Here is a 25,364-nt window from a genome sequence, read left to right on the forward strand (position 1 = left end):
TCCAACAGGGGGAAAAGATGCCATCATCGGAGAGCTTGACGAGTGGACCTGCGACACCTGCGCGCGCCTACGCGGTTCTCATCATGCTGTTTCTGTTTCAGACCATCAATTTCTTCGACAAGCTGGTCTTCGGCTTGTCCGCGGTGCCGATGATGAAGGAGCTGTCGCTCAGCCCGAAGGAATTCGGCCTGATCGGCAGCAGCTTCTTCCTGCTGTTCTCGCTTTCGGGCATGGCCGTCGGGCTGTTCGTCGTCGGCCGCTTTCCCGTGAAGTGGATCCTGATGCTGCTTGCGGCCATCTGGTCGGCGACGCAGCTGCCGGTGTTCTTCTCGAGCTCCGTCATGGTGCTGGTCGTGTGCCGCATCCTGCTCGGCGCGGGTGAGGGGCCGGGCCTGCCGACGGCGCTGCATGCCTGCTACAACTGGTTTCCCGCCGACAAGCGCAGCGTCCCGAGCGCGGTGGTTCTGCAGGGCATCAGCGTCGGACTTTTGGCCGGCGGGCCGCTGCTGACCTATGTGATCATCAATCACGGCTGGCGCACGGGCTTTCTGGTCTGTGGCCTGCTCGGCATCGCCTGGATGATGGCGTGGAGCCTGATCGGCGGGGAGGGACCTTACGCAGCAGCGAATACCGTCGCCGATGCGCCCGCCGCTTCCCCGAACGTGCCGGCGCGGCTGTTATGGTTGGATCCGACGGTGATCGGCGTCATCATCATGTCGACCATGTCGTACTGGATCGTCGGCATCTCCGCGACGTGGTTGCCGCCGTTCCTGCAGCTCGGGCTCGGCTACAAGCCAACCGATGTCGGCTGGATCATTTCGGCCATCTACATGTTCCAGTCGCCGCTGTTGCTCAGCGGCTCCTGGATCACGCAGCTCCTGCAGCGGCGGGGCTGGAGCCTGCGTGCGTGCCTTGGCAACGCCTCGGGTTTTGCGTTGCTGATCGCGGGCTGCGCGCTGCTGCTCAGCATCGTGACCTCGGGCGCACTCCAGCTCGTCTGCGTGGCGATCGCCTTTGCGGCGCCGAGCCTGACCACGATCTTCGGCCCGGTGGCGCTTGGCGCCGTGGCGCCGGCGGCCCAGCGCGGCCGGCTGATCGTCGTGATCTATTCCGGCAATGCAGCCTCCGCGCTGTTTTCGAACGCGCTGACCGGCTGGATCGTCGGCGAGGCGGGCAGCGACACCGCGCTCGGCTACGCCCACGCCATGACTTTCACCGCCGGCATTCTCATTGTCGGCGCGGTTGCCGCATTCGCACTCATCTTCCCGGAGAGGACCATCGCGCGTTTTGCGAAGACCTCCTCGCGGTCATCTTCAGCTACCATTCTCCCCGCCACGTCGGCCTGATCGGCCATCTCAACGTCAAGGACACCGCATGAAATTCGTTAGCTTTGAAATCGACAACGCCGCCTCCTGGGGCCTGGTCGAGGGCGACAGCGTGGCCGATCTCGGGAGCCGCTACCCCGATCTGAAATCGGCGATCGCCGCCGGCGCGCTGGCTGAACTCGCCAAGTCCGCCGCCGGCGCCAAGCGCCATCCGCTGGCGAAGATCAAGTTCCTGCCGGTCATTCCGAACCCGGACAAGATCCTCTGCATCGGGTTAAACTACGAGAACCATCGCAAGGAGACCGGCCGCACCGAGGTCGAGAATCCCACCGTGTTCGGCCGCTTCGCCAACAGCCAGACCGGCCATCTCACCGATATCATCCGTCCGAAGGTCTCGACCCAGCTCGACTTCGAGGGCGAGCTCGCTGTCATCATCGGCAAGCCCGGCCGATACATTGCGCGCAGCGAAGCCTGGGGCCATATCGCTGGCTATGCCTGCTACAACGAGGGCAGCGTGCGGGACTATCAGCGCCACACCCACCAGTTCACGCCTGGCAAGAATTTTCCGGCGACTGGCGGCTTCGGTCCGTATCTGGTGACGCCGGACGAGGTCGGCGATGTCGGCCCGCTGCGGCTGCAGACCCGGCTCAACGGCGAGGTGGTGCAGGACACCACGATCGACCAGATGATCTTCGACATCCCGCGTCAGATCGAATATTGCTCGCAGTTCACCCGGCTGGAGCCCGGCGACGTCATCGCAACGGGGACGCCGGGCGGCGTCGGCTCGCGGCGCACCCCGCCGCTCTGGATGAAGGCCGGCGATGTCGTTGAGGTCGAGATCGACAAGATCGGTCTCCTGCGCAACGGGATTGCCGACGAAGCCTGATGTCCTGGGACGCGACGACGGCCTACGCGCCGCTGCTGCGCAGGATTCACTGGGCAACAGCGGCGCTCTTCATCATCGCGATGCTGATCGGATTTTATTGCGGGCTTCAGCCGCCGGGCACCTCGCCGCGCCGCGAGCTGCTGGAGGTGCACAAATCGCTCGGCATGACGCTGCTGTTTCTGTCGGTGCTGCGGCTGATGGTGCGCGCGGCGACGAAGGCGCCGCCGGAGCCATCGTCGTTCGGCGCGCTGGTGCGGTTCGCTGCGGGCATCAATCATGTCGCGCTCTATCTCATCCTGTTCGCGATGCCGCTCACCGGCTACGCGTTCTCGGCCGCCGGCGGCTATTCGCTCAAGTACTTCTGGACGTTCAGCTGGCCGCGCCTCGTGACCGACAGTCCGCAGATCGCCCGTGCCGGCGAGGTCGCGCATGACACGCTGGCCTATGTCGTCTATGCCGCCGTGGCGCTCCACGTCGCGGCGACGCTCTGGCACGCCATGGTGATGCGCGACGGAACGCTGGCGCGGATGTGGCCGCGATCGGGGAACGAGGCGGACTGACGGTGCCGGCGCACTGGAACGAATTCCGTGCCATGATCATGGAAAGGACGAGGCGGAGTCCCCCAGCTTGAGCACCGAGCCCCAATGGCGCGGCGACATCGCGTCGCTCGTCTTTCCCGTTGCCGGGCACGGCGCGATCTGCGCTGTGCACAGGGGCGCATTCCGGACGCTGCTTGGCGCCGAGCCCACGCCGGAGGCGTGCCTTGGCCATTTCCGGACGTTTGAAGCCGCCTTTCGCGCTGCGGCCGCCGCCAAGATCGCCCGCAAGGGCATTTTGCCCGGGACAAGCCTGCATCTTACCAGTCGCGACATCGCCCGGAAGCTGCTAGAAGACGCCCAAACCGCCAATGGAGAATAGACCATGAGCCAGTCCCAGCTCGCCAACGCTCAGATCACGCTTCCGGTCGCCGCCGGGCAGGTGGGACGGTTGTCGCAGGCTGTGATGGCCATGGTGCTCGGCATCTTCGTCGTCGGCATGGTCGGTTTCTCCCACATCGACGTCGTCCACAACGCGGCGCACGACGTGCGCCACTCCAACGCGTTCCCCTGCCACTGACCTCGAAGGCATGAGCACGTTTCGCGCGATCGTCTTCGCGTCGGTCATTTCAGGTTTTGTCGTCGGTCTCATCGTCACTGTCGTCCAGCAGTTCGGCACCGTTCCCCTGATCCTGAAGGCGGAAGTCTTCGAGAAGGCGGCGCAGACGCATCAGCATGATGCGCCCGTCGCGGCGCAGCCGGCCGCCGGCCATGACCATGCAGACCATGACCCTGCAGCTGCACACGATCACGGCGACCATGATCATGGCGCGGCCGACCACGACCATGGCGCAGGCGCATGGGAACCCCGCGACGGTCTTGAGCGCAACGCCTATACGGCCGCCGCCAACGTCCTGACCGCGATCGGCTTCGCCTTGCTTCTCGCCGGCTTCTTCGCCGTGCGCAGCGGCGCGACTGGCGCGGGCGTCTCCTGGCACGAAGGCCTGCTGTGGGGCCTGGCGGGCTTTGCCGTCTTCACCCTCGCGCCTGGCCTCGGCCTGCCACCCGAGCTGCCGGGCGTGCCGGCCGCGCCGCTTTTGTCGCGCCAGATCTGGTGGCTGGCCGCCGTGCTGGCGACATCAGGAGGGCTGGCTTTGATCGCCTTCCGCCGCACGGTGCCGGCCGCGATATCAGGCGTGATCCTGCTGACCCTGCCGCATCTGATCGGCGCGCCTGAGCTCGCCAACATCGAGACCAACGTGCCGTCATCGCTAACGCATCAGTTCGTCACCGCGGTGACGGTGACGAGCCTGGTGTTCTGGACTTTGCTCGGCGGTCTCACCAGCGCAGTGTTTGCCCGCTTCGATCGCGGCGCGACCCTCTAGCGGTCCGCCCCCACAAGTCGCCCGCGGACGGTCCGTGCGATCGCCTGCGGCGCCGCATCGGGGATTGCAAAGCACGAGCTCGCGTTGATCTCGCAGAGAACGTAGGTGTCGGCACCGCGCGCATCGCATGGTCCGTAAAGGAAATCCGCGTCCCAGATGACCGGCAGCGTCGCCTCGTCGATGGCCAGCAGCTCCATCATCTGCGGCGTCCATTCGCGCTCCATCAGCCGCCGCAGTGCCTGGAATTGCGGTGCATCGGGGCCGTGCATGATGCGTGGCCCCGGCTGCGCCTCAGGCGAGTCCGGTCCTTGCGGCGGCGGCGGGATCAAGGCCCTGATCAGTTGATGGCCGAAGCCTGCGACCCTGGCGCCGCTCATGTAGCAACGGATCATGCCGTCGGGCAGGCGCGGTTGAAACGGCTGATCGATGATGCAGCCGCCCCAGCCAAAATACGGCTCGCATCGCGCGATGAAGGCATCGAGCGGCATCTCTTCGGGAAGGCTGCCGCGTAGCGCATGGAGGACGCGAACCGTCGCCATCGCGTTCGGCAGCATCTCGACCTTCCAGACGCCCTGGCCGCCATTGCCGCGATTCTGCTTGAGCACGCGCGGGCCGCCTGCGGAGAGGCGCTGAGGAAATTCCGCCCGAAACGCGGCCGCGGTGTCGTAACGATGGGTGTCGGCCCCCCAGCCAAGATGCCGGGTCCGGTAGAGCACCTCTTTGACGCCCATCTTCAGGATGACATCAGGGTGCGCGCTCACCCACGGGCCGTGCGCGGCGATGTCGCGCAGCAGCGCATCCAGCCCGGCGCGCGTCTTGCCCTGATGGATCGGATCGACCCAGACCAGCACGCCGTCGACCGCGAGTAATTGTTCCCGGACGGCATCGGCGAAGCTTTCGTCGTAGATCGCCGGCTGCGCGTCGATGCCGGCGGCGGCGAGGGCCTCGAAGACGCGAACGAAACGACTGGTCTGCGGGGTGGTGTTGCCGCGCGCTTCGGCGTCGCCCCGCGAGACAATGGCTACGGAATATCGATGAGGGGATTGGGTGTCCATGCGCAAGCTCCACGAATTGCGTGCTGCGCAGACTTGGACCGAAGTCTCACGGGGAGTCTGCTTTGTCCCCACCGCGGCATTCTATGTGGGATCGACGGGAGACCGCAAGGCGCGCCGTGCTCACAACATCAATTCGTGCACGCCCGTCCATCCCGTATACAGGCCAACAAGGACGATCAGGACCGCCGAGACATAGGGCGCGCGGTGGGCGTAGCGGCTGAAGCCGCTCCAGTGGCGCTCGACATGCCGCAGGCTGAGCGCCGCCAGCACGCCGGCAGACACCATCGTGATCGCAAGACCGATGCCGAAGGACAGCACCAGGACGAAGCCGAGGCTGAACTGCTTCAGCTGGATGCAGAGCAGCAGCACGGTGATTGCGGCGGGGCAGGGGATCAGTCCGCCGGTGAGGCCGAACAGCACGATCTGTGCCGTCGTCACGCTGCGCCCCGCGAAGCGCTTGCGGATGTCGGCGGCATGCGCGCGCGCATGCGCGTCGTCCTCGTCGCCGAGATCCATGTGGTCGTGATCGTGCTCCCTAAACAGGAGTTCGGCGGAGCAGCCTGCCAGCGCGACGCGTGCCTTGAACGCGTGCGGCTCGGGGATCTCCGCGATGCTTTCGAGATATCCGTCGCGGGCGGCGAACGCAAAGGTCTGCTCCGAGCCGTCCTGGCGGATCGTGGTCACCTCAATGTTTTCGGCAGCAGGAAGCGCGCCATTCTCACTTCGGATCCGCCAGCGCGGCGGCACGCCGTCCTCGAACACGTCCAGCAGGAATTGCGAGCCGGCAAGCGAGACGGATTGCGACTCGTCATGATGGTGATGATGGTCATGTTCGTGGTTCTGGTCCCGCCACGTGCGCCAGACCATCCAGCCGGCGATGCCGATGATGATCCCGGCGGAGACCAGCTGCAGCCACGCCTCGCTGCGTTCGCCCGACAATTCCCGGCCGAAATACAGCCCCGCAAGCGCGATCGCCCAGACGATCGCGGTATGGGAGATGGTGGCCGACAGGCCGAGCAGCACGGCCTGGAGCACGGTGCCTCTGACGGCGACGATGAAGGCGGCCATCATCGTCTTGGAATGGCCGGGCTCGAGACCATGCAGCGCGCCGAGCAGGATGGCGCTCGGCACGAACAGCCATGCGTGTGCGCTGCTCTGCTGGAGCAGATGAGACAGGTCGGTCATGGCGTTCATTTCAAATAGGTTCGGACGACGTCGATGAGGTCGGCGGCGCCCTTGGCCTTCTCGGGATCCTTTTCATGCGCGGGATCCACGACATGATGGCGGATATGGTCTTCCAGGAGCTCGGTCGTGAGGCCGCTGATCGCGCCCTTCACCGAAGCCACCAGCATCAGCACGTCGGCGCAGCCGATCTCCGACTCCAGCGCGCGCTCGACGGCCTCGAGCTGCCCCTTGATGCGGCGAACGCGTCCGATGAGCTTCGACTTGTGCTTGATGGTGTGCGACATCTTTATAAGATAGGGGGGTACCCTATATGGGTCAAGACGCGCGCGACGAATCGCGATGCGGCTTCCAGCACACGCCGACTCGGGTCGTGGTCGCTGCGCGATCCCAGCATGATCGCGCGCCAACGGGCGCGCGCCGTCCAAAGTAAAATCAAAGGTTGCAAACTGTCACATTCGCGAGGGTACCTAAGTAGGCAAACCCGTGGCTTCCCGGTAACGATCGTGCTTTCCCGGCAACATTCCTGTGCGATTTAACAGTTATCGCGGTCCGTTCGCATCGGCGCCGCTTTTTGGCCACACCTGAACATGAATAAAATCGCTCAAATGTTTGAGGGGCTGGCTGGCCCGATCGCAGGCTGCAGGAAACGCCAAGGTCGATTCAAATCTTGGGCCTGATGTTCCTGAACTGACAACGGTTAGCCAAGGAAACTGCCCCAAGGAAACTGCCGCAAGGAAACTTGTCCGGGAAACTGGTCGCGATGGACGCCAAGACCAACATCAAGCAGAGGCTGCCGAGCCGTCACGTGACGGAGGGCCCTTCGCGCGCGCCCCATCGCTCCTACTTCTACGCCATGGGTCTGACCACCGAGCAGATCCACCAGCCCTTCGTCGGCGTCGCCTCGTGCTGGAACGAGGCCGCGCCCTGCAACATCGCCTTGATGCGTCAGGCGCAGGCGGTGAAGAAGGGCGTCGCGTCCGCCGGCGGCACGCCGCGCGAATTCTGCACCATCACCGTCACCGACGGCATCGCCATGGGCCATGACGGCATGCGCTCCTCGCTGCCGTCGCGCGAATGCATCGCCGATTCGGTCGAGCTGACGGTCCGCGGCCACGCCTATGACGCGCTGGTCGGCATTGCCGGCTGCGACAAGTCGCTGCCGGGCATGATGATGGCGATGGTCCGCCTCAACGTGCCCTCGATTTTCATCTATGGCGGCTCGATCCTGCCGGGTAATTTCCGCGGGCAGCAGGTCACCGTGCAGGACATGTTCGAGGCCGTCGGCAAGCACTCGGTCGGCGCCATGTCGGACGAGGACCTCGACGAGATCGAGCGTGTGGCGTGCCCCTCGGCGGGCGCCTGCGGTGCGCAGTTCACGGCCAACACCATGGCGACTGTCTCCGAAGCCATTGGCCTTGCGCTGCCTTACTCCGCCGGTGCTCCGGCACCGTATGAGATCCGCGACGCGTTTTGCATGACCGCGGGCGAGAAGGTCATGGACCTGATCGCATCCAATCTGCGGCCGCGCGACATCGTCACCCGCAAGGCGCTCGAGAACGCGGCGGCCGTTGTCGCCGCCTCCGGTGGCTCGACCAATGCTGCGCTGCACCTGCCGGCGATCGCGCATGAGTGCGGCATCAAGTTCGACCTGTTCGACGTCGCCGAAATCTTCAAAAAGACACCTTATGTCGCGGATTTGAAGCCGGGTGGCCGTTATGTCGCCAAAGACATGTTTGAAGTAGGTGGCATACCGCTTCTGATGAAAACGCTGCTCGACAACGGATTTCTCCACGGCGACTGCATGACGGTCACCGGTCGAACGATCGCCGAAAACCTCAAAAGCGTGAAATGGAATCCGCACCAGGACGTGGTGCACCCGGCAGACAAGCCCATCACCGTCACCGGCGGTGTGGTCGGTCTGAAGGGCAATTTGGCGCCAGAAGGTGCGATCGTGAAAGTCGCGGGCATGTCCAATCTGAGGTTCACCGGTCCGGCGCGCTGCTTCGACCGGGAAGAGGACGCCTTCGAGGCCGTCCAGAACCGCACCTACCGCGAAGGCGAAGTCATCGTAATCCGCTATGAGGGCCCCAAGGGCGGCCCCGGCATGCGGGAAATGCTCCAGACCACTGCGGCGCTGACCGGCCAGGGCATGGGCGGCAAGATCGCGCTCATCACCGACGGTCGCTTTTCCGGCGCCACGCGCGGCTTCTGCATCGGCCATGTCGGGCCTGAAGCCGCCATCGGCGGTCCGATCGCGCTGCTCGAGGACGGCGACATCATCGAGATCGACGCGGTCGCCGGCAGCCTTAACGTAAAATTGAGTGACGCTGAGCTGGCTCAGCGCAAGACCAGATGGCGCCCCCGCGCGACTAACCATACGTCGGGTGCGCTCTGGAAATATGCTCAGCAGGTTGGACCGGCGGTCGATGGGGCAGTCACCCATCCAGGCGGCGCGCACGAGAAGCAGTGCTATGCGGACATCTAGGCGTGCCATTGTTGCGTTTGTGTTGGGGGCTACCGCGCTGGCCACGCCCGCGCTCGCCTTCGACGGTGCGCCGGTCAACCCCAAGGATGCGACCATCTCCGTCGTGACCACCATGCCCGGTGCTGCGGGCGCGGTGCGCAAGTCGGTGCCGCCGGTCGCGACCCAGGAAACCTCGCTCAGCGCGCTGCAATATGCCGCCGAGGGCGGTCATCCCATCGCGCAGTGGAAGCTTGGCCGCATGTACGCCAGCGGCGAGGGCGTCGCCCAGGACGATGTGCGCGCCTTCGACTATTTCACCCGGATCGCGAATGCGCATGCCGAGGACAGCCCGTCGGCGCCGCAGGCGCAGGTCGTGGCCAACGCCTTCGTCGCGCTCGGCCGCTACTACCTCAACGGTATCCCGAACTCGAAAATCAAGGCCGACCCTGACAGGGCGCGGGAGATGTTCTCCTATGCCGCCTCCTATTTCGGCAATGCGGACGCCCAATACGATCTCGCCCGGCTTTATCTGAAGACGCCGGATGCCTCGCGCGAGGATTTCCGCTATGGCGCGCGCTGGCTCGGCCTCGCCGCCCAGAAGGGCCAGCACGAGGCCCAGGCGCTGCTCGGGCAGATGCTGTTCAACGGCGACCGCCTGCCGCGGCAGGCCGCGCGCGGCCTGATGTGGCTGACGCTTGCGCGTGACAGCGCCGGTACCGACGAGACCTGGATCAAGGAAAACTACAACCGCGCCTTCGCCAAGGCGTCGGATGACGACCGCGCCATGTGCCTGCAAATGCTGGAACAGTGGGTGCAGGGCCGCCGCGAGTAGAACGGCAACGTCGGTGCCGTAGGGTGGGCAAAGGCGCCTTGGCGCCGTGCCCACGATCTCTCTCCGCAACTTACGAGTGGTGGGCACGCTTCGCTTTGCCCACCCTACGGCAGTCGCAACTGCCGCTCGCTCCCACCAACTCCGCGCAAGACCTACGCCGCCTCGAGATCCAGGTCCGCCCACACCGGCACGTGGTCCGACGGCTTCTCCCAGGCCCGCACATAACTGTCGATGCCGACATTGGCGAGCCTGTCGCTCGCCTGCGGCGAGAGCAGCAGATGGTCGATGCGAAGGCCGTGGTTCTTCTGCCAGGCCCCGGCCTGGTAGTCCCAGAAGGTGTAGAGCCCGCCCTCGTCGGTGACGGCGCGCAGGGCATCGGTCAGGCCGAGGCCAAGCAGCGACTGAAAGCTCTCCCGCGTCTCCGGCTTGAACAGGGCGTCCTCGGTCCAGGCGGCGGGATTGTGGACGTCGCGGGCATGCGGGATGACGTTGAAGTCGCCTGCGAGGATGAGCGGCTCCTCGGTCTTGAGGCGCTCTTTCGAATACTCAAGAAGCCGCGACATCCATTTGAGTTTGTAAGGATATTTGTCTGATCCGACCGGATTGCCATTGGGCAGATAAAGACAGGCGATGCGCAGCACGCCGTTCTTGAGCGTCACCACGCCCTCGAGGAAACGGGCATGCGCATCCTCGTCGTCGCCTGATAGCCCCGACTTGGTCTCGTCGAATTTGAGCTTGGAGAGCAGGGCGACGCCGTTGAACGTCTTCTGCCCGTGCGTCACCACGTTGTAGCCAAGCGCCTCGATCTCGAGCCGCGGAAACGCCTCGTCGACGCATTTGATCTCCTGCAGGCAGACGATGTCCGGCTGACATTCCCTAAGCCAGGTCAGCAGCAGATCGATCCGCTGCCGGACCGAGTTCACGTTCCAGGTGGCAACTCTGATGGGCATGGGCTGAGGCTCCGGACCAGGGGCCACGGTTAGAACAAACCGCTAACGTCTCCGTCAAGGACGCCGCAAAATCTCCCACAAAATTAACCCGGCTTAAGCCGGCCCCAGGTCATTGATACGCAAAAGGCTCCTTGGGAATGGGTTGGCGGGACAAATCGTTGCAACAGACTGAACCGCGCGACGGCCTGATCGGCGCGTTCCTGTACTGGCTCGGCGGCTTCGAGATCGAGGACGGTCTCACCGCTGACCTCAGCGAGCGCGAGCTGCGCCGCATCCGCGCCAAGCAGATCGACGCGGTGACGCGGCTGATCCCGGTGACGATGGGTGTCACCCTGCTCAACGTCTCCATCGTGCTGGTCCTGTTCTGGGGCAAGGGGTGGAACGATTTCCTCGCGATCTGGGGCCTGACGCTTGCAGCCGGCGCCTTGCTCGCGGTGCGCGCGTGGCGCCGGTCGCACATGAACCCGCCGCAGGAGGCTTCGCCGCGCGCGACGCGGCACATGCTGCGCCAGGCCTTCTTCCTTGCCGCGATCTGGGGCGCGCTGCCGCTCGCGCTGTTCGCCCGCGTGGATCCGACCAGCCAGTTGATCCTGGCCTGCCTGATGGTCGGCATGATGTCCGGCGGCGCCTTCACGCTGTCGACGTTCCCGCGGGCGGGCCTCGTCTATCTCGCCACGATGACGGTCGGCTGCGCCGGTGCGCTGCTCCAGTGCGGCACCGGGCCCTATCTCGTGACCTCGCTGTTCCTGCTGCTGTTCGCGTTCTTCATGGCACGCAACATCGTCTCGCAGGGCAATTTGTTCCTCGGCAATCTCAAGGCCCAGCTCGAGCTCGAACGGCAGACCGAGATCATCTCGCTGCTGCTGAAGGACTTTCAGGAGAATGCCAGCGACTGGCTGTGGCAGACCGATGCCGAAGGGCATCTGACCGACGTGCCGCAACGCTTCGCCGACGTCGCGCAATTGCCGCTTCCGCTCCTGAAGGGATCGCTCTTCGCCGACGTGCTCGACATGCTCTGCCCCGAGGACAAGGCGGCCGCCTACAACATCATTGGCCTGATGGAGCATGCCGAGCCGCTGCACGAGATGAACCTCAGGGTCGTCGCCGGCGGCGAGGCGCGGCTGTGGTCGCTGACCGCGAAGCCGGCCTACGACCGCGACGGCCAGTTCCTCGGCTATCGCGGCTTCGGCCGCGACGTCACCGAGCGCTGGCGCGCGGAGAAGGCCGAGGCCGAGAGCCGCGCCAAGTCCGACTTCCTGGCGGTGATGAGCCACGAGATCCGCACGCCCATGAACGGCGTGCTCGGGCTTGCCAGCATGCTGCTGGAAACAAATCTCGATCCGGAGCAGCGTGAGGCCGTCGCCACGATCCGCGAGTCCGGAGACAATCTCCAGCGCATCCTCAACGACATCCTCGACCTCTCCAAGCTCGAGGCTGGACGCTTCCAGTTCGAGGCGATCGACTTCGCCCCGCAGACGCTGGCCGAGACGGTGGCGACCGTCGTGCGCGCCAGCGCCAAGAGCAAGGGGCTCGCAGTCAAGGTCGAGCTCGATCCGAACCTGCCGCCGACGCTGCGCGGCGACGTCGCGCGCATCCGCCAGGTGCTGCTCAATCTCGCCTCCAACGCGGTGAAGTTCACCGACGAGGGCGAGGTGACGATCAAGGCCGTCTGCCAGGCGCGCCGCGACCTGCTCGCGACCGTCGAATGGACGGTCACCGACAGCGGCATCGGCATTGCGCCCGAGAAGCTCGGCCAGCTGTTCTCGGATTTTGCCCAGGCCGACGCCTCGATCAGCCGCCGCTTCGGCGGCACGGGCCTTGGCCTTGCGATCTCAAGGCGCATCATCGAGCAGATGGGCGGCACCATCGGCGTGACTTCGACGCCGGGCGAGGGCTCGACCTTCCGCTTCACGCTGGTGCTGCCGTGGAGCCAGGCGCGGACTTCCGATCAGGACGAAGGCCGCGACGAAATCGACGATCTCAAGGCACGCATCGCCGAGCTCGACCGACCGCTGAAGGTGCTGGTCGCCGAGGACGATGCCGTCAACCGCATGGTCGTGAGCAAGATGCTGGGCGCCTTCGACGTCGAGCTGCGCGTCGTCACCGACGGTGCCGAGGCCGTCGCGGCCGTGTCCGAAGGCGACTACGACATCGTGCTGATGGACGTGCGCATGCCTGAGATGGACGGCCTTGCCGCGACCCGCGCCATCCGCGCCGAAGGCGGGCGCTTCGGGGCCCTGCCGATCATCGCGCTGACCGCCAATGCTTTTCCGGAAGACATGAAGATCTGCCGCGAGGCCGGCATGTCGGACTTTTTGGCCAAGCCGCTGCGCAAACCCGCGCTGGCCGCAGCGTTGCTGCGCGCGCTGGATGGGCATGTGATGACCACTGATGCACCGCTTCAGCCGGAGCTCATGCCTGACGAGGTGGAGTGGACGGACGAGGAAAGGCAGATGACGGGGATGTAAAAAGCTAAAAGCTTTGCCTGCGACAACGTCAGTACTTGGCAACGACCGGACCGCCAAAGCGGTAGTTGACGCGGACAGTGCCCAGATCAACGTCCTGCCGGATGCTGTGAACTGAGGTCAGCGTGGGGCCGCCAAACGCCGGAAGGGTGTTCAGGGTGACGTCGTTACGCCCCATAAAAAGGTGGTCGTACTCGGCAGCGATAGACCAGTTCGGCGCAAACCCGAACTCAACCCCTGCGCCAATGGCGCCGCCCCACCGCGTTTCGGTGCCTTCCCACAGGTTCACTCCGGTCGCGGGGGCCTGGAGGTTGTATTTGTCGCGCACGACCGCAGCGCCTCCCTTCAAATACAGAAGAACCGAATTGAAGGCGTAACCGACTTGGCCAGTGAACAGGCCAAACGAATCGATCTTGGTGACGTCGCTGACTCCCCCGGCAAGGGCCGAAAGGTTCGGATTGCTGCCTCGGAAATTTGCCCAGTTGCCTTGCGCTTCGACGCCCAAGACCCAGTCGTTCGCCTGCCAGCGATAGCCGACCTGGCCACCAACTGTGCCGCCGGTGGCGTCGTGACATCCCTCCGCCTGCGAGGGCACAACCGGCCCAAGGAAATTGGTCAGGTCCCAACATTTGTGCGAGGAGCCGCCGCCGCCATTCAAACCGACATAGAAGCCGGTCCAGTTGTAGACCGCGACAACTGCGGGAGGTGCCTTTGTATAAGGCCTTGCCGCGAGATCTGCGGCCGAAGCCTCACTTGCCATGAGAGCGGATATGGCTGCCAACACCGACAATGCGAGCTTCATCATGCACCTGCGATATGCACCTGCGATTTGCGACCCGGGAACGATACACTTGAGCGTCTCTTCAGGCTGTGTCGCCAAGGCCACACCCGGACCCAAATTCTTTACCGGCCGCCCATTCTCGCCCAACCCGCGATCCGCGGGGAAGGCGGGCGCTTCGGGGCCCTGCCGATCATCGCGCTGACCGCCAATGCTTTCCCGGAAGACATGAAGATCTGCCGCCAGGCAGGTATGTCGGACTTTTTGGCCAAGCCGCTGCGCAAGCCTGCACTCGCGGCTGCACTGCTGCGTGCACTGGATGGCCGCGTGATGACCACTGATGCACCGCTTCAGCCGGAGCTCATGCCTGACGAGGTGGAGTGGACGAGGCAGATGACGGGGCTTAGGTCGGTGGTCAGATCGAAATTTCACCGCCGACAGTCGTTCGGTGCGGACTTGCGGGGCAAAAATCGGTCTGTTGCCCTGCTATTTTTCCCTTAGAAACAGGTGAGCGCCTTGCTTCCGAGCCAGCGAACGCGATTCATGTCGAGCGCGCTGCGCCTCTTCCGTACGTCCGACTGACATAAGAATGTCGCTTTCGAGGCCGAGCAAAGCGGCGTCGTACCACCGCTCCTCCAGTTGATCGGCAAGGGTTCGTGCTTCGAAGACTCGCTGCATGGCTCTTTCGTGTTGCCCAGCCATTTGATCAATCTCAGCCTGCAGCGCGATGAGATAGGGAAGCAACCAACGAGCGCCTGTCCGTCGATAGCGCTCGATTGCGTTTTCGATCATGATGGCGGCATCGATCTGTCCTGCCTTTCCGGCGTGCCATGCGAGGTGGCAGTCGGCCACCGTGCCCCAATACGCGAACGATTGATTGCGACAAAGTTCCGCCAGTTCCTGAGCAATAAGACGATTCCGCTCACCGTCTCCATCAAGCCAGGAAATGCGAACGCAGGAACTCAAAACGAAACCCAACGATGCGGGGCTCGCTGATTTGCGCGCAATGCCGATAGCCTTCTGCACCAGGGCGCGAGAGGTCTCCCGCTCGGCGCGCAGAACTTCGTACAAGGCTTCATAGACGAGCTGCCCCAGGATATCGAAGTAATTTGTTGGCGTGAGAGCCGCTAAGCTACCAGCGTGGCCGACTCTGCGGGGAATTGCCCGATCAAGCAGGCCGCCCGCAATGTCCAGCTTACCTTGATGCATCCGAACAATCGCCGCACCGATCAACCACGAGTCACGGCCGCCTTTCTGCGCCTTTTCGCAAATCTTGAGCGCCTCTTTGTAATCGGCACGGACGAGATGTTCTCGAAAGAGCGCATCTTCGACGTTTGCCAGACGCTGCTCAAGGTTGAGCACTCGACAGAGCGCCTCGGCACGCCGGTAAGCGGCGGCTGTATGGGGGTCGGTATAGCCTCTTTGCGCGACCAGTGCGCTGACGATGCCAAGCTGGCAGTCGAGTTCGAGTTCGTCGCGCTCACTGTCCGGCGGAATTCGCCGCAGATTGTCCAGCGCCATGCGGAACTGGAATACGGCCTCCTTCAGCGCGGAGGCAGCCAGTGCCCGTTGTCCCGCGGTTGAGGCCTTCCTAACTTCGTCGGACAGCTCGTGATCGAGATGCGACCGTCCGACTGCCAAAGGTTGATCCGACTTGCGGCGCGCGCGTGGCTCAGCCGATTGCTGCGCCGCCTCGCCTTCGGAGTGTGTCGTCCGCCTCCGAACCTCACTGGGTGGATAGCCAAAGCGAGCACGAAACCGTCGCGTGAAATGAGATGCATTGGTAAAGCCTGACGACAGCGCAATCGTCTCAATGCTGCGATTCAAGAGCTGCGCATCCCGCAACTGGCGATAGGCTTCATCAAGCCGCAGTTCGATCAAACGTTCGTTGAATGTTGTACCAGTGCTTTGCAGGAGACGTTCTACGTAACGGGGCGAAATTGCAAGCGCTGCGGCCGCTTCAGATGCCGACATCGATGGGTTTCGAAAACCGGATTCAAGATAGGCTGTCACGGCATCGAGCCGCGTTTCCAAAAGCGTGAGTCTGACGTTTCTATCGAAGTCACCAGGCCGGCGCGCCAGCGCAAGCGACAGCAGGTCCCGAATATGGCGCGAAATAAGCGCTGAAGCTTCTCCAGAGCGCTTCGCGCTGTCATCTTTTTCGATGACTTGAAGATAGCGGCGCAAAAGCACTAGCCCCTCGGTATGCCGACTAATGACCTGGGCGAAGAGGCGATCGAAGTCCATTGCAGCTGTATTGAGGCTTTCGACTGGTAACGACAATATCGAAATACGAAATGCCGCTTGGCTCTCGATCCGCCACGTTTCCCTCTCGCAGAGAAAGACCGCGTCCCCTGAGTTGAGCTTTTGTACTGTGTCTACCCGCGCGATAGACAGGCCTCCTCCATGCGATATGACCAACGCATATCGCCGGTCGGATTGATCGCCATCCGGCCGACAAATGACAGTGCCTGCACTCAGGTCACAACGAATAACGTGCAGATCCTCGCGGGCCAGAAGGGACTTAACGCCGGCACGGGACGAGTGGCTTGATGGCTGAAATCGCAAATCGACGGCATCCGCGCTAGGTAAAAGCCGTCTTGGAGCCTGCGGTGCACGCGATGTCATGAACTCGGTTTCGATCGAGATCGACAATTTCTTACTAAAAACGAACTCAAAAAAATATGGAGTTGTGCGCTCGCAGTCAAGGACGGCAGCGATATTCCGCGGCTTCATGTGGACGTGCGGCGACTCGCCTGGGTAGGTCTCTTGAACAGTGCAGCAACTTCAATCGGGAAACGCCGCCAGCAAGTCAAAGGATCTCAATCGCTATTTTCAAAGGTCAATCATTGAGCAGAAACATGATGTCGCTGATGCAGCATACTCTCTCCTTCGAGCGGGCCATTTTCCTGTCGCGCGCGAGACAATCGTTGGAAACGGTCTCCCAAGACAACTCGCACATTGATTGCGTCGCGGTTAGCAACCGTCACTTGTTTCCGTCAAAATTGTAAGCAGGACCACACATATGGATCTAATTGCGGAAGCGGTGTCCGACGCCCTAGGAATTGAGGTCGAGACGCTCAAGACGATCATCATGTTCTGCGGCGTAGGCGCGACCGTTAAGATGATGTGTGCCTCGTATGGTCTCGACCTCAGCCCAGGCTTCTTTTGAACGAGGAAGACAGCAGCCAGCGCATACTTGGCCGGCGCACGAATCTTGGCGTCATGAATGGGCTCGTCTCAACTCCGCGGCAAGAAAAGGTCTTGCGTGGCGAGGTTCGAGTCCGGTGTGCGAAACGTAAATGCACCAGGCCTAGTATTTGCCGGATTGATAATGACTAAGAGCGACCTTCCAGGAGCATTGCATTGGATTATTTCCGAGAGAATTCTGCCAATTTTACAAGCCGCCTTTCGCAAACCCGATTTCAGGCGAGCATTCCGGAAAACAGGGTAACTCATAAGCGTTGGGCAAAAGCCGTATTCGCTTTTTATAGCTGCCTGTTCTTGTTGGGGGCCATTGCGATCGGCCTTCACTGGCGCGTCACGACGCCAGTCGGCACAGAACAACTTGCCAACGCGAGCATCAAGATTCCAGCTCGCCATTAGCATCGGACACATCTCACCGGCCGCCAAATGCAAAGGACTTGGATCATGGCAACCACAGACTATGCTCGTAACACGTCGTCATTGCGGGGGACACAGGACTACGATTTGTGGATCATTTCCGGTTACGTCGTCCTGAGCTCAATCCTACTTGCCGCTCTATATCTTGCGTCCGGCGGCCCGGGAAACGACGGTGACGCCCTCGCGGTTATGTTGGTGATGCCCTGAGTTTGATGGCGTGCTATGCGGTGGCTTTTGATACTCGTCCTGGCAATTTCGCTCGTGCTGGCCGCAGAAGGGCGCAATCAAACAGGTTTCGTGCCGCTGCCGACCCAACCGTTGCCACCGGTAAGCGTGCCCTAGGTGTCGAGCCTCAGCAGGATGGTCTTGATCAAACCACGCCTGCCGCGACAACTGCGGGATGTGCCTTTGTATGAGGCCTTGCCGCGAGATCCGCTGCCGAGGCCTCGCTTGCGAGGAGAGCGACAGGACTGCGAACACTGAGGAGGCGAACTTCATCATGCACCTGCGATACGGAATCCGGAACGAACACCCAGGGCGTCTGGTCAGGCTGCATTAAAGGCCACACCCCGCCCCAAATTCGTCAGATGACCGGCCGCCCATTATCGCCCAAACCCACGCGATCCGTGCAGAAGGCGAGCGTTTCGATGCATTGTTCATCATGGCTCTGACCGCAAGTGCCTTCCCAGACGTCAAGAGATGCCGCGAGGCCGGCATGTCTGACTAGGGAGGCCGGCCCTGATGGCCGCACTCCTGCGCATGACGCTTGGCGACCAAGGGACGAACGACGACGCGCCGCTCCATCCAAAGGTGATGCTTGAAGAGGTCGAGTGGGCGGACGACGAAAGGCAGATGACGGGGGCTTGAAAGGTTGGTCAGGCCGTCACAGTTTTCCATAGACCCGCGCGGCGACCGCCTTCAGGCGCTCGACCGAGCCTGACTCCGGATGCGGCTTGACCGGCGCGAACAGGATCGAGGCCTGCCGGCCGTTCTTCCAGACGAAGATGTTGACGGCATTGCCGTTGCCCTTGGAGCAGGAATGCTCGCCGTACGCTTCACTGCCGAGCTCGGGGATCGCCACGTGCTGGCAGGAACCTGCGCGTTTCATCATGCTGACGGCGGTGTCGCGCGAGGTCGCGATGACAGCGACGACCATGGTGTTGGCCTCGCGATCGAACATCATGCAGCTGCCGGCGCCGGTCCGCTGCACCTGCAGCGTGCTCTTGTCGAGAAAGCCGTCGGCATCCGCCGCGCTGAGCCATTCGCAGTCGCCGAACCGCTCGCTGGTCCTGGTCACATTGCCGATGGCGACGCGAGCGACCTGGGTGAGGGGGCCGAGCAGCGCATCGTCGGCGCGCCGGCCGATCGGATACACGCTGACTTGCAGAATGTAATCGCCCGATAGCGCGAGCACCGAAGCCTCCTGGCGCTGCGCCTCGGCGGCGGTCGTCCCGCGCTGGCCTTCCTCGCCGATGTCAGCCATTGGGTTCAGCGGCATGCGCTCACCGAGCGTCTTGACGAAGGTCGCATACAATTCCCTGGCGCGGTCCTTGTCGGGATTGCGGAACACGGTCAGCATCATCGTGTCGCCGCGCCCGCCCTGATAGATGCAGCCGCGGCCGTCCTGATTTGAAATCAGCGACCATTTCAGCGCCGGCATCGCGCCGGCGAGCTCCTGGGCGCTGATGAACGGACAGGTTTGGGCGGCGTGCACGGGAAGCACCGGGAGGGCTGCGATGGCAAGGAAGAGGGTGAGGCAAGAAAACAGACGATTGATCATGCGCATTTGATAATTGACTTCCGCTATTGGCGCGCCGCAACCGATGAAGATGGGTAATATCGTTATCGTTTCGTCGTGGCGCTATGATGCAAGTTTGGTTCGGCTACCCGCCGATGGCGGCGGTATCGATCAGGCGGGCGGTTGAAAAAACTGTAGCGGCGGGGCTGGAATACCAAGCGACCGACATCCTACCCATTTGCGGTCGTTTGACGTGAAGCAGCGCGGGCGACTGATGAGCATCTATGTCTACGTCACTAGAAAATCAGACCCCCTTGTAGGGGAAGGGCCGGACATCTCGGCCAAGGAATGGGCCGAATTGGTCGCGAATGATCCCGATCTTTCGATCGCCGATCCGCCGGACGGGTTACGGACCACCGAAACGGTCTACGCCGTATGGAACGATTATCCCGGCGGCCATCCGGCTTGGTTTGGACTGTGTGAGGGTATCATCGAAGTAAAGGGGATCGATGAGACGATCCTCAACAAGCTTCGGAATTTCTCCAACAAGCTCGGCGCCCGCATTGTATCCGAAATGGGGGAGGAATTCTCGTAAGCGAGAGGTCTCGAATGAGACGCGAGCGGCAGGGCCGCTGCGGCGTCAGATTCTGTCGGACCCGCAGAGCGCGCGTCACGTCGAGCTCTTCCTTTGGGGACCTCGTGATGATTACATCTTACCCCTGTTTTGCCCGACGCGTCAAATGAATTTCGTAAAATCCGCATCTGCACCAGAGGCGCCGGCAAGCCTTTGAATCCGCTGTCACCGGCTACTGTGCATGGGGTTGTTTTTCGGGCTTTGAGTCCGATCAGATCGAGAAGCTGGTGCCGCAGCCGCAGGAGGCCGTCGCGTTGGGATTGTTGACGCGGAACGAGGCGCCGATCAGGTCGTCGACGAAATCGACCTGCGATCCCGCCAGGAACGGCTGCGAGGCGGAATCGACCAGCACCACCGCGTTCTCCTGCTCGATGACGAGGTCGTCGTCGGTGCGGTCGCGGTCGATGTCGAACTTGTACTGGAAGCCGGAGCAGCCGCCGCCCTCGACCGAGATGCGCAGCATCGCGCCTGTGCCTTCGCCCTTGAGGATCTCCCCGATCCGGCGTGCGGCGCGGTCACTGATGGTCACGGCAGTCGTCATGGTTCGTCTCCGATAGGCCCGCGGTCATACCAAGTTCATTTGCCCAATTCATTTGGTATCGCGCGTCCGGCATAGTTAAGTGCAAGGATACGCAGAATCAAATGGATAGGGACTAAATTCGCCGTGTCCGTCGGAATGGCAGCCCCCCGCTCGCCCTATGCCTGCGATCCCGATCGCAGCCGCGGCCGGCTGGTCGCCGAGCCCCCGAGCCGGACCCGGAGCCCGTTCCGCAGGGATTGCGACCGGGTGATCCATTCCACCGCGTTCCGCCGCCTGAAGTACAAGACCCAGGTCTTCGTGTTCCACGAGGGCGATCACTACCGGACCCGGCTGACCCATTCGCTGGAGGTCGCCCAGATCGCCCGCGCGCTGGCCCGGCAGCTTGGGCTGGACGAGGACCTCACCGAGACGCTGGCGCTGGCTCATGACCTCGGCCACCCCCCCTTCGGCCATGCCGGGGAGCGGGCGCTGGACGCCTGCCTGAAGGAGTTCGGCGGTTTCGACCACAACGCCCAAACGCTCCGCGTCGTCGGCTCGCTCGAGCACCGCTATCCTGAATTCGACGGGCTGAACCTGACCTGGGAGTCGCTCGAGGGCATCGTCAAGCACAATGGGCCGCTGACCGATCGCAGCGGCGCGCCGGTGGGCCGCTATCGCGAGCACGGCATTCCCGTCGGCATCGCCGATTACATCAAGAGCTACGATCTGGAGCTCTGGAGCTTCGCCTCGCTGGAGGCGCAGGTCGCCGCGATTGCCGACGACATCGCCTATGACGCCCACGACATCGACGACGGCCTCCGGGCCGGCCTGTTCCACCTCGACGATCTCAAGGTCATGCCGCTCACGGCCGAGATCATCGCCGAGACCTCGGCACATTACCCCGGCCTCGAAGACGTCAGGCGCGGCGCCGAGCTCGTGCGCGAGTTGATCTCGCACCTGATCGGCGCGGTGTTCGCGGAGGCGCAGAAGAACCTTGCTGCGACCAGGCCGCAATCGGCCCAGGACGTGCGCCAGCAGAGCCGGGCACTAATCACCTTTCCGGCCGCGGTGGCCGGGGAGGAGGCCGCCATCAAGCGCTTCCTGTATCAGCACATGTACCGGCACAAGCGGGTGATGCGGGTGATGGGGGAGGCGGAACAGATCCTGTTCGACCTGTTCGCAAAGTACCTGACATCGCCGGATGAGCTGCCGCCGGAATGGCTGGCCGGGGCAGATGCGGATGACGAGGGCGATCGGGCCCGCCGGATCGGCAATTTCATTGCCGGAATGACCGACCGTTTCGCCCTGACCGAGCACCAGCGGCTCTTTGACTCGACCCCGGATTTGCGTTAGGCGGCGGCCATGCCCGACACATCATCTGCACCGCATCTGTTTGCCGACGTGCTCGCACGCGTGCACGCCGCCTGCCGCGCGCTCGCGGCGGAAGCCAACTGGCCCGAGGGCATCGATTTTTCGCGCGTGGTGGTCGAGCCCCCGCGCGACACCACCCACGGCGACATGGCGACCAACGCCGCGATGGTGCTTGCAAAAGAGGCAAAGGCGAAACCCCGCGACCTTGCCGAGCAGATCGCCGAGCGGCTCCGCGCCGACGCGCTGATCGCCAAGGTCGACGTGGCAGGTCCGGGCTTCATCAATTTGACGCTGCAGCCCGCCGCCTGGGCGGAGGCGCTGCGGACCGTGCTGCGCGAGGGCGCCGACTATGGCCGCGTCCGTGGCGGCTCCAGGGTCAATGTCGAGTACGTCTCGGCCAATCCGACCGGGCCGATGCATGTCGGCCATTGCCGCGGCGCCGTGTTCGGCGATGCGCTGGCGAGCCTGCTGCAGTTCGCTGGCCACGACGTCACCCGCGAATATTACATCAATGACGCCGGCGCCCAGGTCGACGTGCTCGCGCGCTCGGCCTTCCTGCGGTACCGCGAGGCGCTCGGCGAGGACATCGGCGCGATCCCGGACGGGCTCTATCCCGGCGACTATCTCAAGCCGGTCGGGCAGGCGCTGGCGCAGGAGCATGGCGAGGCGCTGCGCGCGATGAGCGAGGCGCAATGGCTGCCCACGGTGCGCGCCAAGGCGATCGCGATGATGATGGACATGATCAAAGACGATCTGGCCGCCCTCAACATCCGCCACGACGTGTTCTTCTCCGAGCGCTCGCTGATCGAGACCGGCAACAACAAGGTTGCCGAGACCATCGATTTCCTCAAGGCGAAGGGCGACATCTACGAAGGCCGCCTGCCGCCGCCGAAGGGCGCGCCGATCGAGGACTGGGAAGACCGCGTGCAGCTGCTGTTCAGGGCGACCGCCTATGGCGACGACGTCGATCGTCCGCTGATCAAGTCGGACGGCTCCTACACCTACTTTGCCTCCGACATCGCCTACCACAAGAACAAGTTCGACCGTGGCTTTGCGGACATGATCGACGTCTGGGGCGCCGATCATGGCGGCTACATCAAGCGGATGCAGGCGGCGGTGAAAGCGACGACGTCGGGCAAGGGTGCGCTCGACGTCAAGATCGTCCAGCTCGTGAAGCTCTTGCGCAACGGCGAGCCGGTGAAAATGTCGAAGCGGAGCGGGGACTTCGTGACCTTGCGTGAGGTCGTGGATGAGGTCGGCCAGGACGCCGTCCGCTTCATGATGCTCTACCGCAAGAACGACGCGGTGCTCGACTTCGACCTCGCCAAGGTCATGGAACAGTCGCGCGACAACCCCGTGTTCTACGTCCAGTACGGCCACGCCCGGGGCCACTCGATCTTCCGCAATGCGCGGGCCGAAATGTTCCCGAATCTGCCGGAGGATGCCGGCGAGCGCATCGCCTGGCTCGCTGAGTCGGCCGTGGAACGGCTGTCGGACCCGGTTGAACTTGATCTTCTCAAGCGCCTCGCAATTTATCCGCGGATGCTGGAAGCCGCCGCCGCGGCCCACGAGCCGCACCGTATTGCCTTTTATCTCTATGACTTAGCGAGCGAATTTCACGCACTTTGGACGAAGGGGCGCGATTTGCCCTATTTACGCTTCATTATCAATAATGATGCAGATCTTACAAAGGCGCGACTGGCCATGGTCCAGGGCGTCGTCTCTGTCCTGGCATCGGGCCTCGCCATCCTCGGCGTCCATGCTCCGGACGAGATGCGGTAGTTTGGGGCGAACTACTTAAGGGGAATTTTGGGGATACCGGCAGAAGCCGGATCGCTTAGACTTGGTTGAATGCCTTGTGGGTCGAAAGCTGCGCCTTGGTCGAGGGGCGCGCAGCTTTCCCGAAGGGACGCATCATCACGATGGCCGATCGATATCACGACAGACCGTTCCCTTCCGATGACTATGGTCGCGGTGCCGACCAGCATGGGAAGGCGGACAGCGATCCATTGGCCGAACTCGCCCGCCTGATTGGACAGACCGATCCGTTCGCAGCCCAGGGGCGCGCAGCTGCGCGACCGGCCGCGGCGCCTGCGCCCACGCAGACCTATCAGGACGACGATTACGCGCAGGACGACTATCAGCAGGATTATGCCGAGCAGGCCTCTCCGCCTCAGCCGGGGCCGCCGTCATGGATGCGCCGCGCCAATGTGCAGCCGCAGCCCGCGCCGGAGCCCGATTATCCCGCCGCCGTCAATCCGGTTCATCCGCTGCATCGCTATGCGGCGCAGCCGGCAGCGCCGGGGCCTCAGTATCAACAGCCGCAGGCGTATCAGGATCGCGCCTATCAGGATCAGGCTTACCAGGAGCAAGCCTATCAGCCGGAGCAGGCTTACGAGGCGCCGTACGAGCAGCCCGACCCGGCACGCTACGATGATGCGCTGTACGGGCGGCTTGAATCAGGCGAGCAGGATTTTCAGCGCGATCCGGCCTATCCGGACGATCCTTACGCGTTCCAGAGCGACTATCCCGAAGCCGATCTGGACGAGCAAGAGCCCCGGAAATCGCGCGGCGGCATGATGACAGTCGCTGCGATCCTCGCGCTGGCTGTTGTCGGAACGGGCGCGGCCTTCGCCTACAAGACCTATATCGGCTCGCCCCGTAGCGGCGAGCCGCCCATCATCAAGGCCGACAATACGCCGACCAAGATCGTTACCGCGCCGTCCGACTCGTCGGCGAAGGTGCCGGACCGCATGGTGAGCGGCGACGGAAGCGAGAAGATCGTGCCGCGCGAAGAGGCGCCCGTCGACGTGAATGCCAAGGCGGCCGGTCCGCGCGTGGTGTTTCCGGCGCTGAACCAGAATGCAAACCCGCCGCCCGTCGCGAGCGTGTCGCCGTCCAACGTTCCGCCGCCGAACTCAGGTCCGATCCCGAGCAACGGGACGATGCCGAACAGCGCGCCGCGCTCGATCAAGACTGTCGCTGTGAAGGGCGACCAGACCGACAGCGCCGTCCCACAAGCTGCCGCGCCTTCAGCCAAGCCGGCTGCGCCGCCGAAGCCGGTGGCCGCACCGGCCGCGCCGCGCAATCCGCCGACCTCCGCCAATGCCAGCGCCAACCAGCCGCTCTCGCTGGCGCCGCAGGCCACGCCGGCCGAGCCACCGCAGCGGATGGCAGCGACCAATCCGGCCCAGATCGCGCCCGCGCCCAGCGGCGGCGGCGGTTTTGTCGTCCAGGTATCCTCGCAGCAGAGCGAGGATAGCGCCGCCGCGTCGTACCGCGTGCTTCAGAGCAAATATGGCAGCGTGCTCGGCTCCCGCTCACCTGTGATCAAGCGGGTCGATCTGACCGACAAGGGCAAAGGCATCGTCTACCGTGCCTTCGCGGGTCCCTACGGTTCGGTCGAGGAAGCGACGCAAGCCTGCAACAATCTGAAGTCCGCCGGTCTGCCGACCTGCTTCGTCCAGAGGAATTAGCGGCCGTTTCCTTGACCCCCTTGAGGGGCAGGGTTAATCGGCCCCTATGAGCACGCGGGCCTTCACTACCGGCGTATCCGGAACCGAACTGACCGCCGCTGAGCGGGCGTTCGGCCGTGTCGAACGCTCATGGGACTTCA

General features: G+C 63.5%; 23 protein-coding genes and 1 pseudogene. 16 read left to right on the forward strand and 8 right to left on the reverse strand.

Annotated features, from left to right (window positions below):
* The first annotated feature begins 17 nt into the window (after positions 1-17).
* From JQ621_RS01225 to JQ621_RS01250, 6 genes are all read left to right on the forward strand, one after another.
* On the forward strand, positions 18-1,346 hold the full coding sequence (locus tag JQ621_RS01225; RefSeq protein ID WP_212232606.1) for an MFS transporter: 1,329 nt from the start codon (positions 18-20) through the stop codon (positions 1,344-1,346).
* A 28-nt stretch (positions 1,347-1,374) separates the two neighbouring features.
* Positions 1,375-2,211, forward strand: a complete 837-nt coding sequence (locus JQ621_RS01230; RefSeq protein ID WP_212232607.1) for a fumarylacetoacetate hydrolase family protein — start codon at positions 1,375-1,377, stop codon at positions 2,209-2,211.
* On the forward strand, positions 2,211-2,771 hold the full coding sequence (locus JQ621_RS01235; protein ID WP_212232608.1) for a cytochrome b: 561 nt from the start codon (positions 2,211-2,213) through the stop codon (positions 2,769-2,771). Before JQ621_RS01230 ends, JQ621_RS01235 begins: the two co-directional genes overlap by 1 nt.
* A gap of 67 nt (positions 2,772-2,838) precedes the next feature.
* Positions 2,839-3,129 (forward strand): hypothetical protein, encoded by a 291-nt coding sequence (locus JQ621_RS01240; RefSeq protein ID WP_212232609.1) that lies wholly within the window; start codon positions 2,839-2,841, stop codon positions 3,127-3,129.
* Between the two features lie 3 nt (positions 3,130-3,132).
* Entirely contained in the window at positions 3,133-3,327 is a 195-nt protein-coding gene (locus JQ621_RS01245) for a CbtB domain-containing protein (protein WP_212232610.1), read from the forward strand.
* A gap of 10 nt (positions 3,328-3,337) precedes the next feature.
* A complete protein-coding gene (locus JQ621_RS01250; RefSeq protein WP_212232611.1) occupies positions 3,338-4,132 on the forward strand; it encodes a CbtA family protein in 795 nt (264 codons plus the stop codon).
* Here the strand turns inward: JQ621_RS01250 and JQ621_RS01255 are convergent.
* The 3 genes from JQ621_RS01255 to JQ621_RS01265 all read right to left on the reverse strand — a co-directional run bounded on the left by JQ621_RS01255 (position 4,129) and on the right by JQ621_RS01265 (position 6,656).
* A complete protein-coding gene (locus JQ621_RS01255; protein WP_212232612.1) occupies positions 4,129-5,187 on the reverse strand; it encodes a Cj0069 family protein in 1,059 nt (352 codons plus the stop codon). The genes JQ621_RS01250 and JQ621_RS01255 overlap by 4 nt on opposite strands.
* Positions 5,188-5,307: 120 nt before the next feature.
* Complete coding sequence (locus JQ621_RS01260) at positions 5,308-6,372, reverse strand: nickel/cobalt efflux transporter (protein ID WP_212232613.1); 1,065 nt, start codon at positions 6,370-6,372, stop codon at positions 5,308-5,310.
* A 5-nt stretch (positions 6,373-6,377) separates the two neighbouring features.
* Positions 6,378-6,656, reverse strand: coding sequence for a metal/formaldehyde-sensitive transcriptional repressor (locus JQ621_RS01265; RefSeq protein WP_063706516.1), 279 nt, complete (start codon positions 6,654-6,656; stop codon positions 6,378-6,380).
* Between the two features lie 476 nt (positions 6,657-7,132).
* On the opposite strand from JQ621_RS01265, the gene ilvD reads away from it, so the two are divergent.
* Positions 7,133-8,857: a dihydroxy-acid dehydratase gene (gene ilvD, locus JQ621_RS01270; protein ID WP_212233762.1), complete on the forward strand. Its 1,725-nt coding sequence runs from the start codon at positions 7,133-7,135 to the stop codon at positions 8,855-8,857.
* A complete protein-coding gene (locus JQ621_RS01275) occupies positions 8,844-9,668 on the forward strand; it encodes a tetratricopeptide repeat protein (protein ID WP_212232614.1) in 825 nt (274 codons plus the stop codon). Before ilvD ends, JQ621_RS01275 begins: the two co-directional genes overlap by 14 nt.
* A 152-nt stretch (positions 9,669-9,820) precedes the next feature.
* Here JQ621_RS01275 and xth read toward each other — a convergent pair whose 3' ends face one another.
* Positions 9,821-10,618 carry an exodeoxyribonuclease III gene (gene xth / locus JQ621_RS01280; protein WP_212232615.1) on the reverse strand — a complete coding sequence of 266 codons (798 nt, stop codon included), beginning with the start codon at positions 10,616-10,618 and terminating at the stop codon, positions 9,821-9,823.
* Between the two features lie 137 nt (positions 10,619-10,755).
* On the opposite strand from xth, the gene JQ621_RS01285 reads away from it, so the two are divergent.
* Entirely contained in the window at positions 10,756-13,086 is a 2,331-nt protein-coding gene (locus JQ621_RS01285) for an ATP-binding protein (RefSeq protein WP_212232616.1), read from the forward strand.
* A 28-nt stretch (positions 13,087-13,114) separates the two neighbouring features.
* Here JQ621_RS01285 and JQ621_RS01290 read toward each other — a convergent pair whose 3' ends face one another.
* Complete coding sequence (locus JQ621_RS01290) at positions 13,115-13,888, reverse strand: outer membrane protein (protein ID WP_212232617.1); 774 nt, start codon at positions 13,886-13,888, stop codon at positions 13,115-13,117.
* Between the two features lie 111 nt (positions 13,889-13,999).
* On the opposite strand from JQ621_RS01290, the pseudogene JQ621_RS01295 reads away from it, so the two are divergent.
* Positions 14,000-14,362 (forward strand): annotated as a pseudogene (locus tag JQ621_RS01295) (response regulator); the annotation flags it as partial.
* Here JQ621_RS01295 and JQ621_RS01300 read toward each other — a convergent pair.
* Positions 14,348-16,597 carry an AraC family transcriptional regulator gene (locus JQ621_RS01300; protein ID WP_212232618.1) on the reverse strand — a complete coding sequence of 750 codons (2,250 nt, stop codon included), beginning with the start codon at positions 16,595-16,597 and terminating at the stop codon, positions 14,348-14,350. The pseudogene JQ621_RS01295 and the gene JQ621_RS01300 sit on opposite strands and share 15 nt — an antisense overlap.
* Positions 16,598-17,227: 630 nt before the next feature.
* Here JQ621_RS01300 and JQ621_RS01305 point away from each other — a divergent pair.
* Together JQ621_RS01305 and JQ621_RS35845 are read left to right on the forward strand one after the other, a co-directional pair.
* Positions 17,228-17,467: a hypothetical protein gene (locus JQ621_RS01305; RefSeq protein ID WP_212232619.1), complete on the forward strand. Its 240-nt coding sequence runs from the start codon at positions 17,228-17,230 to the stop codon at positions 17,465-17,467.
* Between the two features lie 759 nt (positions 17,468-18,226).
* Complete coding sequence (locus JQ621_RS35845; RefSeq protein WP_312015383.1) at positions 18,227-18,352, forward strand: hypothetical protein; 126 nt, start codon at positions 18,227-18,229, stop codon at positions 18,350-18,352.
* Between the two features lie 16 nt (positions 18,353-18,368).
* Here JQ621_RS35845 and JQ621_RS01310 read toward each other — a convergent pair whose 3' ends face one another.
* Positions 18,369-19,271: a hypothetical protein gene (locus tag JQ621_RS01310; RefSeq protein WP_212232620.1), complete on the reverse strand. Its 903-nt coding sequence runs from the start codon at positions 19,269-19,271 to the stop codon at positions 18,369-18,371.
* Between the two features lie 226 nt (positions 19,272-19,497).
* Here JQ621_RS01310 and JQ621_RS01315 point away from each other — a divergent pair, with 226 nt between their 5' ends.
* Positions 19,498-19,818 (forward strand): hypothetical protein, encoded by a 321-nt coding sequence (locus tag JQ621_RS01315; protein WP_212232621.1) that lies wholly within the window; start codon positions 19,498-19,500, stop codon positions 19,816-19,818.
* 250 nt (positions 19,819-20,068) lie between these two features.
* On the opposite strand, the gene erpA is transcribed toward JQ621_RS01315, so the two are convergent.
* Positions 20,069-20,398 (reverse strand): iron-sulfur cluster insertion protein ErpA, encoded by a 330-nt coding sequence (erpA, locus tag JQ621_RS01320; protein ID WP_027529739.1) that lies wholly within the window; start codon positions 20,396-20,398, stop codon positions 20,069-20,071.
* A 123-nt stretch (positions 20,399-20,521) separates the two neighbouring features.
* On the opposite strand from erpA, the gene JQ621_RS01325 reads away from it, so the two are divergent.
* The 3 genes from JQ621_RS01325 to JQ621_RS01335 all read left to right on the forward strand — a co-directional run bounded on the left by JQ621_RS01325 (position 20,522) and on the right by JQ621_RS01335 (position 25,224).
* Entirely contained in the window at positions 20,522-21,730 is a 1,209-nt protein-coding gene (locus tag JQ621_RS01325; RefSeq protein WP_212232622.1) for a deoxyguanosinetriphosphate triphosphohydrolase, read from the forward strand.
* Between the two features lie 9 nt (positions 21,731-21,739).
* Positions 21,740-23,530 (forward strand): arginine--tRNA ligase, encoded by a 1,791-nt coding sequence (gene argS / locus JQ621_RS01330; RefSeq protein ID WP_212232623.1) that lies wholly within the window; start codon positions 21,740-21,742, stop codon positions 23,528-23,530.
* A gap of 140 nt (positions 23,531-23,670) precedes the next feature.
* Positions 23,671-25,224, forward strand: a complete 1,554-nt coding sequence (locus tag JQ621_RS01335) for an SPOR domain-containing protein (protein WP_212232624.1) — start codon at positions 23,671-23,673, stop codon at positions 25,222-25,224.
* Positions 25,225-25,364: the final 140 nt, after the last annotated feature.

This window comes from Bradyrhizobium manausense (genome assembly GCF_018129685.1).
Lineage (GTDB): Bacteria > Pseudomonadota > Alphaproteobacteria > Rhizobiales > Xanthobacteraceae > Bradyrhizobium > Bradyrhizobium manausense_D.